The sequence below is a fragment of the Ewingella sp. C233 genome (assembly GCF_055407225.1).
In genome coordinates, this window is record NZ_JBUZRI010000003.1 from 372,427 (window position 1) to 390,392 (window position 17,966).

The window sequence follows — 17,966 nt, forward strand, 5'->3', positions numbered from 1 at the left end:
ATGAGCAAAGTAAAACAACACGACGTCGACCGCCTGATAGCCCTCGTCGGCGACAGCGGAAATATTGCGACGGTCACGCACTGTATTACCCGTCTGCGCTTCGTGCTAAATGATCCGGCTAAAGCCGATCCGAAAGCGATTGAAGCGCTGCCGATGGTCAAAGGTTGCTTCACCAACGCCGGTCAGTTCCAGGTGGTGATTGGGCCGGAAGTGGATGATTACTACAAAGTGCTGATCGCCACCAGCGGCAAGGATGACACCGGCAAGGAAGCGGCCAAAGTGGCGGCGCGCCAGAATATGAGCTGGTTCGAACGCGGTATTTCACACTTTGCGGAGATCTTCTTCCCGCTGTTACCGGCGCTTATTAGCGGCGGTTTGATCCTCGGTTTCCGCAACGTCATCGGCGATATTCCGATGAGCGACGGCCAGACGCTGGCGCAAATGCACCCGATGTGGAAAACGGTGTATGACTTCCTCTGGCTGCTGGGCGAAGCGATCTTCATGTTCCTGCCGGTGGCGGTGTGCTGGTCAACGGTGAAGAAAATGGGCGGCACCGAAATTCTCGGTATCGTGCTCGGTATCACGCTGGTTTCCCCGCAGCTCATGAACTCCTACAACCTCGGTCAGCAGATCCCGGAAGTGTGGAACTTCGGCTGGTTCACCATCGAGAAAGTCGGTTATCAGGCACAGGTGATTCCGTCGATGCTGGCCGGTATGGCGCTGGCGCTGATTGAAAACGGCATGAAAAAAATCATTCCTAATTATCTCTATCTGGTGATTGTGCCGGTGGTGTCGCTGATTGTGGCAGTATTCCTCGCCCACACCCTGATTGGTCCTTTTGGCCGCATGATTGGTGACGGCGTGGCCTTCGCAGTTAAAGCGGTGATGACCGGCAGCTTCGCGCCGATTGGCGCTGCCCTGTTCGGTTTCCTTTATGCACCTTTGGTTATCACCGGCGTACACCAGACCACACTGGCGATTGATATGCAGATGGTGCAAAGCACCGGCGGCACGCCGGTCTGGCCACTGATTGCCATCTCAAACATCGCACAGGCGGCGGCGGTGGTGGGCATCATTATTGCCTCGAAAAAACATAACGAACGCGAAGTGTCGGTACCGGCGGCCATTTCCGCCTTCCTCGGCGTGACCGAACCGGCCATGTACGGGATCAACCTGAAATATCGCTTCCCGATGCTGTGCGCGATGGTCGGCTCCGCTGTCGCTTCACTGATTTGCGGCCTGAGCGGCGTGACCGCCAACGGGATTGGCGTCGGCGGGTTGCCGGGCATTCTGTCGATTAAACCGCAGTTCTGGGGCGTATTCGCGCTGGCGATGCTGGTCGCGACGGTCATCCCTATCGTGCTGACGGTACTGGTTTATAAACGCAAAGCACGCAAAGGCGAGCTGGCGGTGGTTTAGAAAAGGATATGACAATGAACAGCGAATTGCCGTGGTGGAAAGACGGCGTGATTTACCAGATTTACCCGAAGAGTTTTCAGGACACTACCGGCAACGGCCTTGGTGATATCAACGGCATTACCCGCCGTCTGGATTACCTGAAAACCCTCGGTGTAGACGCCATCTGGATAACGCCGATGTACGTCTCCCCACAGATTGATAACGGCTACGACGTGGCCGATTACTGCGCCATCGACCCGGCGTACGGGACCTTGGCCGATTTCGAAAATCTGACGGCGCAGGCGCATCAGCGCGGTATCCGCATCGTGATGGATATGGTGTTCAACCACTCATCCACCTATCACGACTGGTTTACACAGTCGCGGGATCCGGCCAGTCCGTACCGTGATTTCTACATCTGGCGCGATGGCGACAACGCGGGTGGCCCGCCGAATAACTGGCGTTCAAAATTTGGCGGCGGCGCCTGGCAGTGGCACGAAGAGAGCGGTCAGTACTACCTGCATCTGTTCGCTACCGAGCAGGCGGATCTCAACTGGGAACACCCGCCGGTGCGGGAAGCACTCAAAGAAATCTGCCGCTTCTGGGCAGAGAAAGGCGTCGATGGCCTGCGTCTGGACGTGGTAAATCTGGTCTCCAAGCAGCAGGATTTCCCCTCCGACGACAGCGGCGATGGCCGCCGTTTCTATACCGATGGCCCGCGTATCCATGAATTTTTGCAAGAATTCAGCCGCGATGTGTTTAAACCGCTCGGGCTGATGACGGTCGGGGAGATGTCTTCGACCAAGCTGGAACACTGCCGCCGCTACGCTGCCAATGACGGCAGTGAAATCTCCATGACCTTTAACTTCCATCACCTGAAAGTGGATTATCCGAACGGTGAGAAGTGGACCAAAGCCGCGCCGGATTTCGTGCAGCTCAAGCAGATTTTCAACGAATGGCAGCAGGGAATGCACGGCCACGCCTGGAATGCGCTTTTCTGGTGTAACCACGACCAGCCGCGCATTGTCACCCGCTTTGGCGAGGACGGCGAACTGCGTGTTCCGGCTGCGAAAATGCTGGCGATGGTGCTGCACGGAATGCAGGGCACGCCGTACATTTATCAGGGCGAAGAGCTGGGAATGACCAATCCGGGCTTCAAACATCTTGAGCAGTACCGCGATGTCGAAAGCCTGAATATGTTTGCCGAGCTGAAAGTTGCCGGGCGCAGCGAAGCGGAACTGCTGGACATTCTGGCGTCAAAATCCCGCGACAACAGCCGCACACCGATGCAATGGGACGCCACCCCGAATACCGGTTTCACTGCCGGTACGCCGTGGATCGCGCCCTGCGCTAACTTCCCGCAAATCAATACGGAACAGGCGCTGGCGGACACGAATTCCGTGTTCTACACCTATCAGCATTTGATTCGTCTGCGTAAAACGTTGCCGGTGCTGACCCACGGGAACTATCAGGATCTGGCGCCTGCCAACCCGCAGGTATGGTGCTACCGCCGCACCTGGCAGGGCCAGCAACTGACAGTGATGGCTAATCTCGGCAATCAGACGCAGATCCTGAACATGCAATTTAGCGTGCCGGAACCTCTTTTCAGCAACTATTCCGATGCGCAAATTGCCAACTGTCTGCGTCCTTATGAATGCGTTTACTGGCTGGAAGAGGAAAGCGTCAGCTAATCCCCTGCTGGCTTTTCAGCAGCGCCACGGTGCGGGCAACATGATCAGGAACCTGATCGTCGGTCATGTTGTTTGCGCCCTGAATCAGCAACGGCGGCAGGAAATCCATGCCGGTGCGGTTAGCGACGGCGTGGAATGGCAGCAATAAATCTACCGCCGGATACCGGTTGTAGCCCTGCGCCGTATAGGCTTTTTCATCCCCGCCCGTTGATACAATCAGTTGCAGGCTTTTGCCCTGCAACGCCGTTCCGTGACTTCCGTACGCAAAACCATAGGTTAATACCGCGTCCAGCCACTCGTTGAGGATCGCCGGTGAGCTGTACCAGTAAAACGGAAACATCATGACGATTTGCTGATGTGCATTCAGCAATGCCTGCTCACGGGCGACGTCGATCTGGTAATCAGGATATTCGCGCATCAGTTCTTGCACGGTTACTCCCGGCAGTTCACGCAGTGCGCTGACCTGAGCTTTATTGATGCGGGAGTTATCCGGTGTACGGTGCGCGCTCAAAACTAAAATCGATGACATACGGGCTTCCTCAAGAAATAAAAAGATGGTCGAAACTCTCTGTTAACCCCATCTTTTCACGTCCTGTCGTCACACTGTAGTGCCCTCCCGGTCAATTTAGTTTCAACCTCAGGTATCAGGCAAAAACAGCAAAAAACAACGCGGTTTTCAGCCACGTTTCATCGCAGTGTGATCCCCTCCGCAAAGTCAGTTAAAAGCAATTAACGCGCCATTTTCAGCGCTTTCTTAGGCTTTTGCTCATTCCCTATTCTTTAGCAAAAAATCTTTGTTTTAGGTCAATAAATCTCGGATTACACATCAACGAAACCAGCACGAGAACTATATATGGTGTGTATAGTAGCGGTCGAAACGCAATATGTAGCGTTTCATCCAAATAGCTCCGAATGAGGCCTCAGGCCGCGCGGGGCGCGGCATGACCCCAAAAAGGAGCAACATTGTGAAGGCAGACGTCTTGAAATCCGAACTCGCAAAAAACCAGAACCAGCAGCCGATTGTTATCAAGCGGGACGGATGCCAGGTCCCTTTCGATGAGGTTCTGATTATGCAGGCAGTGCAGCGTGCGGCTATTGCTGCCGGTATCGACAGCGCCGAATATTGTGCGCAGGTGGCAAGCGTGGTGACGACCGGCCTACAAGGTAAGCCGCGTGTGGACATTAACGAGATTCAGGACGCCGTTGAAAATCAGCTGATGGCCGGACCGCATAAAAAACTGGCGCGCGCGTATATCGAATACCGCCACGACCGTGACGTAAAACGTGAACTGCGCGGACGCCTGAATCAGGAGATCCGCGGGCTGGTTGAGCAGAGCAACATGGCGCTGCTCAATGAAAACGCCAACAAAGACAGCAAAGTCATTCCAACTCAGCGCGATCTGCTGGCAGGTATCGTCGCCAAACATTACGCCAAACAGCATATTTTACCGCGTGACGTCGTGCTGGCGCATGAACGCGGCGAAATTCACTATCATGACCTCGATTACTCGCCATTTTTCCCGATGTTCAACTGTATGCTGATCGACCTGAAAGGCATGCTGACGCGCGGTTTTAAAATGGGTAATGCAGAAATCGACACGCCGAAGTCCATTTCCACCGCCACGGCCGTTACGGCACAAATCATTGCGCAGGTTGCCAGCCATATTTACGGTGGCACCACCATTAACCGCATCGATGAAGTGCTGGCCCCGTTTGTGACCGAAAGCTTTAACAAACACAAAGCCGTGGCGCAGGAGTGGAACATTTCTGACGCCGACGCCTTTGCCCACAGCCGCACCGAGAAAGAGTGCTACGACGCTTTCCAGTCGCTGGAGTATGAAGTCAACACGCTGCACACCGCCAACGGCCAGACGCCGTTCGTCACCTTCGGTTTTGGCCTCGGTACCACGTGGGAATCACGTTTAATTCAGCAATCGATTCTGCGTAACCGCATCGCCGGTCTGGGTAAAAACCGCAAAACTGCCGTGTTCCCGAAACTGGTATTTGCTATCCGCGACGGGCTGAACCATAAAACCGGGGATGCCAACTACGACATCAAACAGCTGGCGCTCGAATGTGCCAGCAAACGCATGTATCCGGACATTCTGAATTACGATCAGGTGGTGAAAGTCACCGGTTCGTTTAAAACGCCAATGGGCTGCCGCAGTTTCCTCGGCGTTTATGAAGAAAATGGCGAGATGATCCACGAAGGCCGCAATAACATTGGCGTGATCAGCCTCAACCTGCCACGCATTGCGCTGGAGTCAGGGCAAAACGAAGCCGCATTCTGGACGCTGCTCGACGAACGCCTGCTGCTGGCGAAAAAAGCCCTGATGACCCGTATCGCACGCCTCGAAGGCATCAAAGCGCGCGTCGCCCCGATCCTCTATATGGAAGGCGCCTGTGGCGTACGTCTGAAAGCCGACGACGATATTTCCGGTATTTTCAAAAATGGCCGCGCCTCGATTTCACTGGGCTATATCGGCGTGCATGAAACCATTAACGCACTGTTTGGCCATCAGACTCACGTCTTCGACGCCAGCCAGCTGCGTGAAAAGGCCGAAGCCATTGTTGGCCGTCTGAAAGAGGCCACCGAGCAGTGGAAAGAGGAGACCGGCTACGGTTTCAGCCTCTACAGCACACCGAGCGAAAACCTGTGCGACCGCTTCTGCCGCCTGGATGCCGCCGAGTTCGGGCTGATCCCCGGCGTGACCGATAAAAGCTATTACACCAACAGCTTCCACCTCGACGTCGAGAAGAAAGTGAATCCGTATGAAAAACTCGATTTCGAAGCGCCGTATCCACCGCTGAGCAACGGCGGTTTCATCTGCTACGGTGAATACCCGAACCTGCAACACAACCTGAAAGCGCTGGAGGACGTATGGGATTACAGCTACTCCCGCGTGCCTTACTACGGCACCAATACGCCGATTGATGAGTGCTACGAGTGCGGCTTCACCGGCGAATTCGACTGTACCAGCAAAGGCTTCACCTGCCCGAAATGCGGTAACCACGAACCGTCACGCGTGTCGGTCACCCGCCGCGTTTGCGGTTATCTCGGCAGCCCCGACGCCCGTCCGTTTAACGCCGGTAAGCAGGAAGAGGTGAAGCGTCGCGTGAAACATCTGGGTAACGGGCAACTGGGCTGATGTTTTTGTCTGCTAACCCTAATACATTTGGTCAGCAGGCGTTATTGTCGCAGTCAGTTTGGAGGCGGCCAGCGCGGAGAAACCGGAGCGTACACAAAGTACGTGAGGATTTTGAGCACTGCCCGAATTCAAAATGGCAAGTAAAATAGCCTGCTGGGCAAACGAATGAGATTTCATCAGTATTATCCTATCGACGTGGTCAACGGGCCGGGAACACGCTGTGTGCTGTTCGTTTCCGGCTGCGTCCATGAATGCCGCGGGTGCTATAACAAGAGCACCTGGCGGCTGGATTCAGGCCTGCCGTTTACGCAGCAGGATGAAGACCGGATCATCGCCGATCTGCAAAGCACGGTGATCCCACGTCAGGGATTAACGCTCTCCGGTGGCGATCCGCTGCATCCGCAAAATCTGTCGGCTATCCGCCAGCTTTTATTGCGCGTGCAGCAGGAATGTCCCGCCAAAGATGTGTGGATGTGGACGGGTTATAAACTTGATGAACTGACGTCAGAACAGCAGGGCGTGATCGCGTTGATCAACGTGCTGGTCGACGGCAAATTCGTGCAGGAGTTGAAAGACCCGTCACTGATCTGGCGTGGCAGCGCCAATCAGGTGATCCATTATCTGAAGTGAAAAGTTTGCAGTATAAAGTTTGAAGTAAAGGTCTGTGCTATTCAGAGGGGAAGCGCTTCCCCTCAAGGCTTTCAAAATCCATTCAGTAAAAAATCGTTTCTCATTCCTGCGAGACATATTCCAACTCTTCATCTCACTGCAACCCGACCTTCACCGAACTGTCATTTAGCTGCGCCATTCTGATGCCAACACCGAACTGAGGTTGACATCATGCTCGCCTATCAACGCCTCACTATGCTTCCTTCCTTAGCCCGTCTTAACCGTGCGAGGTTTTCGTTATGATGCACTTATCTAGACCTCCGACCAGTCACCCAACGGTCTATCAGCAGATCGCCGCCGAACTGGAACAAGAGCTGCGCAACGGCTACCGCTGCGGCGATTATTTACCGCCGGAGCAGCAACTGGCCGAGCGTTTTCAGGTCAACCGCCACACGCTGCGCCGCGCCGTTGATGAACTGGTCGATCGCGGCTGGCTGCAACGCCGTCAGGGCGTGGGCACGCTGGTGCTGATGCGCCCTTACGATTATCCGCTGCATTCTCAAGCCCGCTTCAGCCAGAACCTGCTCGATCAGGGCAGCCACCCGACCAGCGAACGTCTGCTGGCGATACTGCGCCCCTGCACCGAACACGTGGCTACCGCGCTTTCATTACAGGAAGGTGACACCGTGATCCATCTGCGCACCCTGCGCCGGGTCAACGGGGTGCCGGTGTGCGTTATCGACCATTACTTGCCGGATCTCGACTGGTGGCCGTCGTTGCAGAATTTTCACAGCGGTTCGCTGCATGATTTCATCCGCGATGAGATCAAACAGCATCTCAGCCGCCGCACCACGCGCATTAACGCCCGCCGCGCGCTGGCGAAAGAGAGCAAATTACTCGAAATCGTACCGCAGGCCCCGCTGCTCTGCGTGCGCACCCTCAACACCTGTGACGGCAGTGACCGCGTGGCGGAATACTCCGTCAGCCTGACCCGCGCCGACATGATTGAACTGACGATGGAGCACTGAATGGACACCCGGAAAAACCGCCAGCACTGGATGTCGGTGCTGGCCCACTGCCGCCCTGCTGAACTTCTTACCCACTGGCAGCCGCTGAATTTATCCCCGCAGTTCGAACGATTGCGCCCCGCCGAAAGCGGACTGACGCAGCTGCAGGGCCGCATGGGTGGCACCGGAAAACGCTTTGTGATGGGTGACATGACCGTCACCCGCGCCGTGGTGCAGCTCGACTGCGGCACCTATGGCTACAGCTACGTCGCCGGTCGCGACAAAAAACATGCAGAACTTTGCGCAGTGATCGACGCGCTGCTGCAGGTCAAGGGCATGCACGAACTTTTGCACAAAATGATTATCGCCCCGCTGGCGGCAACCCAACAGGCCCGCCGCGAACAGCGCGCCCGTGAAGTCGCTGCCAGCCGCGTCGATTTCTTCACCCTGGTTCGCGGAGAATAATCCATGTCACTTGTTGCCAGTTTTCAACACCCGGTGGCTGACGCCCAGTTCAGCTTCCGCCGTATTTTAAAAGCCCTGAGTGAGCCGGGTACCTGCGTTAAATTACCTGCGGTGGCGGGATTTGGTGCGCTCGGTTCGGCCAGCGCCTGCGTCCTGCTGACCCTGATCGACCAGGACACGCCGCTGTGGATCAGCCGCTCACTTAACGACGATATTCTGCGTAAAAACCTGCGTTTTCATACCGGTGCACTGCTGACGGATGACCCGTCCACGGTCAGCTTTGCGCTGGCAGACCCGGCACTCGACAACGCGACGCTGATGGCGTTTGCCTGTGGCGATGAAATGTCACCGGAGCTGTCCACCAGCGTCATCGTGCAACTGGACGGTTTATCCGGCGGAACGCCGCTGCGCCTGACCGGCCCCGGAATTGAGTCCGAACGGGTGATCACCCCGACACTGCCTGACGCGGTACGCAATTATTTGCAGAACCGCCCGCACCGTTTCCCGCTGGGGCTGGACTTTATGTTCACCTGCGGTGACGAACTGATTGCGCTACCGCGCACCACCCGCGTGGAGGCTTGCTGATGTACGTAGCCGTGAAAGGGGGCGAAAAAGCCATTGCTGCCGCCCATCAGCTGCTGGCGCATGAGCGTCGTGGCAATACTGATGTACAGGAACTTGGCTGTGAGCAGATTGAACAACAGCTCGGGCTGGCCGTGGACCGCGTAATGAGCGAAGGCGGGATTTATGACCGCGAACTCGCCGCGCTGGCGATTAAGCAGTCCGGCGGGGATCTGGTCGAAGCGATTTTCCTGCTGCGCGCCTACCGCACCACGCTGCCGCGGCTGGCCACCAGCCAGCCTCTGGATACCAAAAATATGCGTCTTGAGCGGCGTATTTCTGCCGTCTATAAAGATCTGCCCGGCGGGCAGGTACTCGGACCGACCTACGACTACACCCACCGTCTGCTGGATTTCGCACTGCTGGCAGAAGGGGAAGCGCCTTTTGCGCCACTTGCCGATGAAACCCTGCCGGAAAATTGCAGCCACGTTTTCGATTTGCTGACCCGCCAGCAACTGGCGGTGCAGGAAGAGGATGACGGCTCGGATCCGGAAGATATCACCCGTACGCCACCGGTTTACCCGGCTTCCCGCGCTGCCCGTCTGCAACAACTGGTGCGTGGCGACGAAGGATTTTTGCTGTCGCTCAGCTACTCGACACAGCGCGGTTATGGTCGTACCCATCCGTTCGCCGGTGAAATTCGTACCGGCTGGCTGACGGTGGAGATCGTGCCGGAAGAGCTAGGTTTTGCGATTGATATCGGCGAAATCCTGCTGACTGAATGCGAGATGGTGAACGGCTTCGTGACGCCAGAAGACAAACCGCCGCACTTCACCCGTGGGTACGGCCTGGTGTTTGGCCGCGCCGAACGCAAAGCCATGTCGATGTCGCTGGTGGATCGTGCGCTGCAAACCAAAGAGTACAACGAGCAGGTCAGCAGCCCGGCGCAGGACGAAGAGTTTGTGCTGTCGCACGCCGATAACGTCGAAGCCGCCGGTTTTGTTTCTCATCTCAAATTGCCGCATTACGTCGATTTCCAGGCTGAACTGGAGCTGCTCAAACGCCTGCGCCAGCAGCATGACGCCCTATCATCACAGGATCCCGACCATGAAAAACAGTGAAGCCAACGCGCCGGTCATCGCAGGTTATAACCACGGCTATCTCGACGAGCAGACCAAACGCATGATCCGCCGTGGCATTTTGAAAGCCGTGGCGATCCCTGGTTATCAGGTGCCGTTTGCCGGGCGTGAAATGCCGATGCCTTACGGTTGGGGTACCGGCGGGATCCAACTGACGGCCAGCGTGATCGGCCAGCAAGATGTATTAAAAGTGATCGACCAGGGCGCCGATGACACCACCAACGCAGTGTCGATCCGCAAATTTTTCCAGAGCGTGGCCGGGGTAAGAACCACCGAGAAAACCGTTGATGCGACGCTGATCCAGACCCGTCACCGCATTCCTGAAACACCGTTACAGGAAGATCAGATCCTGATTTTCCAGGTGCCTATCCCGGAACCGCTGCGCTTTATCGAACCGCGCGAAACAGAAACCCGCAAAATGCACGCGCTGGAAGAGTACGGCGTGATGCAGGTGAAACTTTACGAGGACATCGCGCGCTTCGGCCATATCGCCACCACCTACGCCTATCCGGTAAAAGTGAATGACCGCTACGTGATGGATCCGTCGCCGATCCCAAAATTCGATAACCCGAAAATGAACATGATGCCCGCCTTGCAACTGTTCGGTGCCGGCCGTGAAAAACGCATTTACGCCCTGCCACCGTTCACCAAAGTGGAAAGTCTGGATTTCGACGATCATCCGTTCACCGTCCAGCAATGGGACGAGCCCTGCGCCATCTGCGGTTCACACCACAGCTATCTGGACGAAGTGGTGCTAGACGACCTTGGCAACCGTATGTTCGTCTGCTCCGACACCGACTTCTGTGCACAACAAGTCGAACTACAGAACGAGGTCAAACCGTCATGAATACTCCACTTACACTTAGCGGCGAACCGCTGCTGTCGGTCAATAATCTGACCCATCTCTATGCGCCTGGCAAAGGCTTCAGCGACGTGTCATTCAATCTCTATCCGGGTGAAGTGCTGGGTATTGTGGGCGAATCCGGCTCGGGAAAAACCACACTGTTGCAGTCGATTTCCGCCCGCCTTGCGCCACAGCAAGGACAGGTCATCTATAACAACGGCCAGCAACCCGCGCAGTCGCTGTATGACATGCAAGAAAGCGACCGCCGCCGCCTGCTGCGTACCGACTGGGGCGTGGTGCATCAGCATCCGATGGACGGCCTGCGCCGTTCAGTTTCGGCAGGCGGCAATATCGGCGAACGCCTGATGGCGGTCGGTGAACGTCACTACGGCAATATCCGCCAACAGGCTAAGCAGTGGCTGGAAGATGTCGAAATTCCGGTTTCGCGCCTCGACGATCTGCCGACCACCTTCTCGGGCGGTATGCAGCAGCGCCTGCAAATCGCCCGCAATCTGGTGACTCACCCGCGTCTAGTGTTTATGGACGAACCTACCGGCGGCCTCGACGTCTCCGTCCAGGCGCGCCTGCTGGATCTGCTGCGCACGCTGGTGGTGGAGATGCAACTGGCGGTGGTGATTGTCACCCATGATTTGGGCGTCGCCCGCCTGCTGGCTCACCGTCTGCTGGTGATGAAACAGGGTCAGGTGGTGGAAAGTGGTTTAACCGACCGCGTACTCGACGACCCGCATCATCCATACACACAGCTTTTAGTGTCTTCCGTGCTTTCTTAACCCCTTATCCAGAGAAAGAGTGACCAAAATGACGACGAAGCTCAGGGTCGAAAATCTCAGTAAAACCTTTGTCTTGCATAACCAGAACAGCGCCCGCCTGCCAGTATTCAGTGATGCCAACCTGCAGGTTGACGCCGGAGAGTGCGTGGTACTGCACGGCCACTCCGGCAGTGGAAAATCGACGCTGTTGCGATCTTTATACGGCAATTATCTGCCGGACAGCGGCCATATCTGGGTGGAACATCAGGGCCAGTGGGTGGATATGGTGGGCGCCGAAGCGCGGGCTATTCTCGCCGTGCGCCGCCACAGCGTCGGCTGGGTCAGCCAGTTTTTGCGGGTCATTCCGCGCATCAGCGCACTGAATCTGGTGATGCAGCCACTGCTCGAACTCGGTACCGATAAAGCCGAATGCGAAGCCCGCGCCAGCCGTCTGCTGACGCATCTCAACGTGCCGGAACGCCTGTGGCACCTCGCGCCCTCGACCTTCTCCGGCGGCGAACAGCAGCGCGTGAATATTGCGCGCGGCTTTATTGTCGACTACCCGATTTTACTGCTCGACGAACCGACCGCCTCGCTGGACGCCACCAACCGCGCCGCCGTGGTGACGCTGATTGAGCAAGCCAAAGCGCGCGGCGCCGCGATTGTCGGGATTTTCCATGACGAAGATGTGCGCGAACGCGTCGCCAACCGTTTATATGCAATGAACCCGGCCACAGCGCCGGCGGAGATGCCTTTATGATCATCAATAACGTCAATCTGGTACTGGAAGATCAGGTGGTAAAAGGCTCACTGGAAGTTCAGGACGGCATGATCACGGCCTTCGCCGACACCGCCAGTCAGCTGCCGCAGGCGCTGAATGCCGAGGGCGGCTGGTTGCTGCCCGGTCTGATTGAGCTGCACACCGATAACCTCGACAAATTCTTCACGCCGCGCCCGAAAGTAGACTGGCCTGCGCACTCCGCCATGAGCAGCCACGATGCGCTGATGGTCGCCAGCGGCATCACGACGGTGCTCGACGCCGTAGCCGTCGGCGATGTGCGCGACGGCGGGCACCGTTTAGAGAATCTGCAAAAGATGATCGACGCCGTGGTCAACAGCCAGAAAGCAGGGCTGAACCGCGCCGAGCACCGCCTGCACCTGCGCTGCGAACTGCCGCACGAAAGCACGCTGCCGCTGTTTGAAAAACTGATGGATACCGAAGTGCTGTCGCTGGTTTCCCTGATGGACCACTCGCCGGGCCAGCGCCAGTTCGCCACACCGCAGAAATACCGCGAATATTATCAGGGTAAATACAACCTGAACGATGACCAGATGGAAGTGTTTCAGGCCGAGCAGGTGGAGAATTCCCGCCGCTGGGCGCAGCCCAACCGCGAAGCCATTGCCGCGCATTGCCGCCGTCTGGGGATCGCTCTCGCCAGCCATGATGATGCCACCACCGCCCACGTCGAAGAGTCACTGGCACTCGGCAGCGTGATCGCCGAATTCCCGACTACCGAGGAAGCTGCGCGGGCCTCGCACGCACTTGGGTTGCAAGTGCTGATGGGTGCGCCAAATATCGTTCGAGGCGGCTCGCATTCCGGCAATGTCGCCGCGCATCATCTGGCCTCACTGGGTATTCTCGACATTCTGTCGTCGGACTATTATCCGGCCAGTCTGCTGGACGCGGTGTTTCGCATCGCGCAGGACGAGGGTAATGCTTTCACCCTGCCGCAGGCTGTCGGGCTGGTGACGCGTAATCCGGCAAAAGCGCTGCGCCTAGAAGATCGTGGGGTCATTGCCGAAGGCAAACGCGCCGATCTGGTGCTGGCACGGGCGCACGGCGACCATCATTACGTGCAGAACGTATGGCGTCAGGGTGTACAGGTGTTTTGATTGACGTAAACCCTAGCCACCCAATGACATTGGCGCTGTAGCAAGGCGGCAAACGAGGGGATCCCGATGAGCTTACATCAGTAAGTGATTCGGGTCCGTGAGGACAGCCAACGCCGCTATAGTGTCAAGGATGAAGGGTGTGGAGACATGATGAGTCGTTTACTTTATTTGATGGGCGCGTCGGGAGCGGGCAAGGACAGCCTGCTGGATGCGCTGCGCCACGCCCTGCCCGCCGGGCTGGTAGTGGCTCACCGTTATATCACCCGGCCAGCCAATGCGGGTGCGGAAAACCATATTGCGCTGCACGATGACGAATTCAATCAGCGTACTGAACAGGGGTTATTCGCCCTCGACTGGCAGGCGCACGGCTGCCGTTATGGCGTCGGCATTGAGATTGACCACTGGATGGCTCAGGGCTGCAACGTAGTGGTGAACGGCTCGCGGGCGCATCTCGACCAGGCCATGCAACGTTACGGACAACGCCTGTTACCGGTCTGTTTACAGGTTTCGGAAAATGTTTTAGAACAGCGTTTACAGCAGCGCGGGCGTGAAAACAAAGAGCAGATCCGCCACCGTTTATTGCGGGCGGCGCAGTACGCCAGCGGGCTGCCCGCACATTGTCAGCGGCTGGACAATGACGGTCTTCTGCATGAAACACTGGCTGTGTTCCTGCGCCTGCTGGAGCAACCGGTATCGGCCAAAATTTACGACATTACATCGCAAAAGGTGAGCTATGAGTGACAGGGTTGAAGCAGCACAGCGGTTTAACGAGGAAGAGATGTACGCTGAGCCAAAAATTGGTGCCAACGTCATCATGAGCAAGTCGCGTCTGGGCCAGTACGTGCATATTTCAGATGATGCGATTCTCGAGGAGAGCGAGTTAGGCGACTACTCCTACACCGCCGGTCATAACCAGATTTACTACGCCAGCATCGGTAAATTCGTTTCTATCGCTACCTATGTCCGTATCAATCCCGGTAACCATCCGACTTACAACCGTATCGCCCAGCATCACTTTACCTATCGCGCCTCGGCCTATGGGCTGGGGGAAGATGATAATGAGTTTTTCAACTGGCGGCGGGCGCATCATGTCACCGTGGGCAACGACGTATGGATTGGTCACAACGCCGTGATCATGCCCGGCGTGAGCGTGGGCAACGGTGCGGTGATCGGCACTTCAGCGGTCGTGACTAAAGACGTTGAGCCTTATTCCATCGTGGCAGGCGTGGCAGCGAAGAAGATCGGTATGCGTTTTGATGATGCGCTGATCGAGAAGATCGAACGCAGCCAGTGGTGGAACTGGGATCACGCTACGCTGAAAGCCCGTATGGCGGATTTCCGCGATCTGGATGTTTTTGTCGAAAAATATCTCTGACCTTTCCTGAGGGAAAAATCATGCAACTGACCTTCCTTGGCACCGGTGGCGCCCAACAGGTGCCGGTTTTTGGCTGTGAATGTGCGGCTTGTACACGGGCACGTAAAGACCCGGTTTTCCGGCGTCAGCCATGCAGCGCAAAGCTCGATTTTGCGGGGGAAGTGACGTTAATTGATGCGGGATTGCCGGAGTTAGCCCAACAGTTTGCGGACGGAGAAATTCAGCGTTTTTGGCTTACACATTACCATATGGATCACGTTCAGGGGTTATTTCCGTTGCGCTGGGGCGTCGGAAATGCGATCCCGGTCTATGGTCCGCCAGATGAAAACGGGTGTGACGATCTGTTCAAACATCCCGGTATTCTGGATTTTCAACTGCCGTTTCAGCCGTTTACAGTGTACCCGTTCGGTGAACTCGAGCTGACGCCGCTGCCGCTTAATCACTCAAAAATCACCTTCGGCTATTTGATCAAAACCCAATGCGCGACCCTTGCCTACCTGACGGATACGGCCGGTTTGCCGATGGCGACGGCGCGGTTTTTAGACGAGGTAAAACTCGACGCGTTGATCCTCGACTGTAGCCATCCGCCGCGCGATATCCCGGATAAGAATCATAACGATCTCCCTCAGGCGCTGGCGATCCACCGCCAGCTGAAACCGCAGAAAACCTATCTGACGCACATCAGCCACCAGCTTGATCTGTGGCTGATGGATAATGCGTTAGACACCGGCGTGATCGCCGCGTATGACGGGCTCCGGCTTGAATGGGCTTAAAGGGCCACCTTACTCGCGGGCAATGGCGGCCAGCTGATCGGATTCGAGCACGGTAATACCGCCTAAACCGGCGTTGAATGCCTGCTGTTGCAGGGCTTTGGCGACATCTGCCGCGTCAATGGCTTTCCATTTACCGGGCAGCAGTTTGAACACCGGCGCGCAGAGTTGTTCGAGCAGGCGTGGTGGCTGACGTTTACCCACCAGTAACGACGGCCGTGCCAGCGTGAGCAACGGCCACTTCTGCTCAATCAGCGCCTGTTCCACTTCGCCTTTGGTGCGGTTATACAGAAAACGGGAGTGAGGGTCCGCGCCGTTAGCGCTGATTGCCAGACAGTGTTTCGCTCCGTGGCGGCGTGCCGCTTTGGCGCTGCTCACGACCAGATCAAAATCTACCGCGCGGAACGCTTTGGCGCTGCCAGCCTGTTTGCGCGTAGTGCCAAGACAGCTGAAAAACAGGTCGACAGGTTCATCCAGCTCAGCAATCAGCGCCGTTAAATCCCGGCCCTGCGGGTTGAACAGCTTACTCAGCGGCGGCAGCGCCTGACGGGTTGGCGCGATAATGCGGCTGACCCGCGAGTCTTGCTGCAAGAGCCGCAACAACTCCCTGCCAACCAGCCCGCTGGCACCCAATAAAAGAACCTTTGCCATGTTATTTCCTTATGTTGATCCAGCCCACCAGTGTTGCTTTATCCGCTCCCCCGCGCCATGAGACATGTCCTGTTGCTGCCCGTCTTGCCACGCATCATCTCAACCCTTTTCCCGCGCCCACATCAGCTTCTTACCAAAGCCCAGTGCATTGTCGGTCATTTTGATTTCAGTGAGTTTCAGCGCCCAGACCGGGGCTTTCATCGCCACCGCGACAGGGAAATATTGGCAGTACCGGTGTCTGGCCTCAGTCTCTTCTTCACCGGTAAGAATGAACGCCTCACCGCGATACTGAATGCCTTTGATCAACGCAATGGTTTTTGGCTGTGGGGCAATCGTGCCGACAATTCGCGGATTTTTGTGCATCAGCGTGCCATGCAGCGTCTTCAGTTCGGTCATAAAGTAGAGCGTCATGGTGGCGGTATCCGCCACATAAAAGCAGTTGGCGCTCCACATGTCGCCTTCAGCGGCGGCGCACAGCGCTAAGACGTGATTTTTCGCCAGAAACTTGCTGATATGTTTTACATCACCTGCGTCATTCATGCCCTGCTCCTCAACATTCTCTGCCGTCAGTTTAGCGCGCAACAGGCCGGTAAGGTAAACTGACGCACGCCCCTTGTCTGCTGCGAGTGAATATGTCCGCCACACCTGAACCCTCCTCTTGGTATTTATATATGCTGCGCACGCCGTCGGGCATGTTGTATACCGGTATCACGACCGACGTTGAACGCCGCCAGGCCGAGCATCAGGCAGGAAAAGGGGCTAAAGCACTGCGGGGAAAAGGTGAACTGAAGCTGGCCTTTCACTGCGCCGCGGGCGACCGGTCACTGGCGTCAAAACTGGAGATCAAAGTGAAAAAGCTGAGTAAGGCACAGAAAGAGAAGCTGGTTAGTCAGCAGCCCGCCTGTCTGGTGAACTATTTTGATGAGTAACCCGTGCTGACCGGCATAATTCTTTAAAATGGATATTTACCTGTTATAAATGCGTTTTTATTCATCTTAACATCGTCGACAAATAACATATTCGTAACATTCGGCGGTTTTATCGGACGCTGGTTATCCGGTTTTATTTTAACTTTCTCCGGCCCTTTGAACTTAAGCTAAATAATAATAATCCCAACCTATTTCCTGTAGCATTTCATTCACACCACAATGCTCTCTATAGTCAGAATTTATTCACCATCTTGCATAACCCATGAATAAAAAGGGGCCTGAAAATGAATATTTTTGATATTTGTCACGTTATTATTCATTTTAAAGACTACTATACCGCCATCTTTTAAGACGAAGGTGGACCAGTAATGGAAAACAACAATCGAAAAATGGCGCATATACGCCGCACGACGCATCTGATGATGATGGCTCATCGCAGTTGCTTTAGCTTCGCTTTCTTTAACTTCAAGTAACCCTCTCCTCTTACGTTCTTATTGCGTATAACGAACGTTACCTCCTCAATCAAATATTCGCTTTTGTCATTTAATGACGGTTTCCTCTCGTCTGTAAAATGATCATTGCGTTAATAATATTTGATATCCCGGATAACGCTACGCAACAACGTTAAAACCTAATAAAGAATCGGGTCATGCTCATCGGGCATTGCTACGTATTCGCACGGGTTTATTTTAAATAAAATATTTCACGGCAAATA

Annotated in this window: 20 protein-coding genes; 17 read left to right on the forward strand and 3 right to left on the reverse strand. The window is 55.8% G+C overall.

Translation table 11 applies throughout. The features are described from left to right. Both treB and treC read left to right on the forward strand, forming a co-directional pair. Entirely contained in the window at nucleotides 1-1,419 is a 1,419-nt protein-coding gene (gene treB, locus ACZRKO_RS16915; protein ID WP_463738406.1) for a PTS trehalose transporter subunit IIBC, read from the forward strand. Between the two features lie 14 nt (nucleotides 1,420-1,433). Next, nucleotides 1,434-3,089, forward strand: a complete 1,656-nt coding sequence (treC, locus tag ACZRKO_RS16920; RefSeq protein ID WP_463738407.1) for an alpha,alpha-phosphotrehalase — start codon at nucleotides 1,434-1,436, stop codon at nucleotides 3,087-3,089. Here the strand turns inward: treC and ACZRKO_RS16925 are convergent. Next, nucleotides 3,082-3,618, reverse strand: a complete 537-nt coding sequence (locus tag ACZRKO_RS16925) for an NAD(P)H-dependent oxidoreductase (RefSeq protein WP_463738408.1) — start codon at nucleotides 3,616-3,618, stop codon at nucleotides 3,082-3,084. The two genes, treC and ACZRKO_RS16925, sit on opposite strands and share 8 nt — an antisense overlap. Before the next feature lie 490 nt (nucleotides 3,619-4,108). Between ACZRKO_RS16925 and nrdD the strand changes: the two genes are divergently transcribed. The 13 genes from nrdD to phnP all read left to right on the forward strand — a co-directional run bounded on the left by nrdD (nucleotide 4,109) and on the right by phnP (nucleotide 15,674). After that, a complete protein-coding gene (nrdD, locus tag ACZRKO_RS16930; RefSeq protein ID WP_463738526.1) occupies nucleotides 4,109-6,238 on the forward strand; it encodes an anaerobic ribonucleoside-triphosphate reductase in 2,130 nt (709 codons plus the stop codon). Nucleotides 6,239-6,403: 165 nt separating this feature from the next. Then, on the forward strand, nucleotides 6,404-6,868 hold the full coding sequence (nrdG, locus tag ACZRKO_RS16935) for an anaerobic ribonucleoside-triphosphate reductase-activating protein (protein WP_463738409.1): 465 nt from the start codon (nucleotides 6,404-6,406) through the stop codon (nucleotides 6,866-6,868). A 281-nt stretch (nucleotides 6,869-7,149) separates the two neighbouring features. Then, nucleotides 7,150-7,875, forward strand: coding sequence for a phosphonate metabolism transcriptional regulator PhnF (gene phnF / locus ACZRKO_RS16940; protein WP_463738527.1), 726 nt, complete (start codon nucleotides 7,150-7,152; stop codon nucleotides 7,873-7,875). Beyond that, the gene (gene phnG / locus ACZRKO_RS16945) at nucleotides 7,876-8,319 is read left to right on the forward strand and encodes a phosphonate C-P lyase system protein PhnG (RefSeq protein ID WP_463738410.1); all 444 of its coding nucleotides are present in this window, start codon (nucleotides 7,876-7,878) and stop codon (nucleotides 8,317-8,319) included. Between the two features lie 3 nt (nucleotides 8,320-8,322). Beyond that, complete coding sequence (phnH, locus tag ACZRKO_RS16950) at nucleotides 8,323-8,904, forward strand: phosphonate C-P lyase system protein PhnH (protein WP_463738411.1); 582 nt, start codon at nucleotides 8,323-8,325, stop codon at nucleotides 8,902-8,904. Then, the gene (locus ACZRKO_RS16955; protein ID WP_463738412.1) at nucleotides 8,904-10,001 is read left to right on the forward strand and encodes a carbon-phosphorus lyase complex subunit; all 1,098 of its coding nucleotides are present in this window, start codon (nucleotides 8,904-8,906) and stop codon (nucleotides 9,999-10,001) included. The genes phnH and ACZRKO_RS16955 overlap by 1 nt, the downstream gene beginning before the upstream one ends. Continuing rightward, complete coding sequence (locus ACZRKO_RS16960; RefSeq protein WP_463738413.1) at nucleotides 9,988-10,866, forward strand: alpha-D-ribose 1-methylphosphonate 5-phosphate C-P-lyase PhnJ; 879 nt, start codon at nucleotides 9,988-9,990, stop codon at nucleotides 10,864-10,866. The genes ACZRKO_RS16955 and ACZRKO_RS16960 overlap by 14 nt, the downstream gene beginning before the upstream one ends. Continuing rightward, entirely contained in the window at nucleotides 10,863-11,654 is a 792-nt protein-coding gene (phnK, locus tag ACZRKO_RS16965; RefSeq protein ID WP_463738414.1) for a phosphonate C-P lyase system protein PhnK, read from the forward strand. Before ACZRKO_RS16960 ends, phnK begins: the two co-directional genes overlap by 4 nt. Before the next feature lie 28 nt (nucleotides 11,655-11,682). Then, nucleotides 11,683-12,393 (forward strand): phosphonate C-P lyase system protein PhnL, encoded by a 711-nt coding sequence (gene phnL / locus ACZRKO_RS16970; protein ID WP_463738415.1) that lies wholly within the window; start codon nucleotides 11,683-11,685, stop codon nucleotides 12,391-12,393. After that, a complete protein-coding gene (phnM, locus tag ACZRKO_RS16975) occupies nucleotides 12,390-13,526 on the forward strand; it encodes an alpha-D-ribose 1-methylphosphonate 5-triphosphate diphosphatase (protein WP_463738416.1) in 1,137 nt (378 codons plus the stop codon). The genes phnL and phnM overlap by 4 nt, the downstream gene beginning before the upstream one ends. 150 nt (nucleotides 13,527-13,676) lie before the next feature. Then, nucleotides 13,677-14,267 (forward strand): ribose 1,5-bisphosphokinase, encoded by a 591-nt coding sequence (gene phnN / locus ACZRKO_RS16980; RefSeq protein WP_463738528.1) that lies wholly within the window; start codon nucleotides 13,677-13,679, stop codon nucleotides 14,265-14,267. After that, nucleotides 14,260-14,901 (forward strand): DapH/DapD/GlmU-related protein, encoded by a 642-nt coding sequence (locus ACZRKO_RS16985; RefSeq protein ID WP_463738417.1) that lies wholly within the window; start codon nucleotides 14,260-14,262, stop codon nucleotides 14,899-14,901. The genes phnN and ACZRKO_RS16985 overlap by 8 nt, the downstream gene beginning before the upstream one ends. A 20-nt stretch (nucleotides 14,902-14,921) precedes the next feature. Beyond that, nucleotides 14,922-15,674 (forward strand): phosphonate metabolism protein PhnP, encoded by a 753-nt coding sequence (gene phnP, locus ACZRKO_RS16990; RefSeq protein WP_463738418.1) that lies wholly within the window; start codon nucleotides 14,922-14,924, stop codon nucleotides 15,672-15,674. Between the two features lie 9 nt (nucleotides 15,675-15,683). On the opposite strand, the gene ACZRKO_RS16995 is transcribed toward phnP, so the two are convergent. Continuing rightward, nucleotides 15,684-16,322: a Rossmann-fold NAD(P)-binding domain-containing protein gene (locus ACZRKO_RS16995; protein WP_463738419.1), complete on the reverse strand. Its 639-nt coding sequence runs from the start codon at nucleotides 16,320-16,322 to the stop codon at nucleotides 15,684-15,686. A gap of 99 nt (nucleotides 16,323-16,421) precedes the next feature. Beyond that, on the reverse strand, nucleotides 16,422-16,862 hold the full coding sequence (locus ACZRKO_RS17000) for a YhbP family protein (RefSeq protein WP_463738420.1): 441 nt from the start codon (nucleotides 16,860-16,862) through the stop codon (nucleotides 16,422-16,424). Nucleotides 16,863-16,954: 92 nt separating this feature from the next. On the opposite strand from ACZRKO_RS17000, the gene ACZRKO_RS17005 reads away from it, so the two are divergent. Together ACZRKO_RS17005 and speFL are read left to right on the forward strand one after the other, a co-directional pair. Beyond that, nucleotides 16,955-17,251, forward strand: coding sequence for a GIY-YIG nuclease family protein (locus ACZRKO_RS17005; RefSeq protein ID WP_463738421.1), 297 nt, complete (start codon nucleotides 16,955-16,957; stop codon nucleotides 17,249-17,251). A 389-nt stretch (nucleotides 17,252-17,640) separates the two neighbouring features. Then, on the forward strand, nucleotides 17,641-17,724 hold the full coding sequence (speFL, locus tag ACZRKO_RS17010) for a leader peptide SpeFL (protein WP_463738529.1): 84 nt from the start codon (nucleotides 17,641-17,643) through the stop codon (nucleotides 17,722-17,724). The last annotated feature ends 242 nt before the right edge of the window (nucleotides 17,725-17,966 follow it).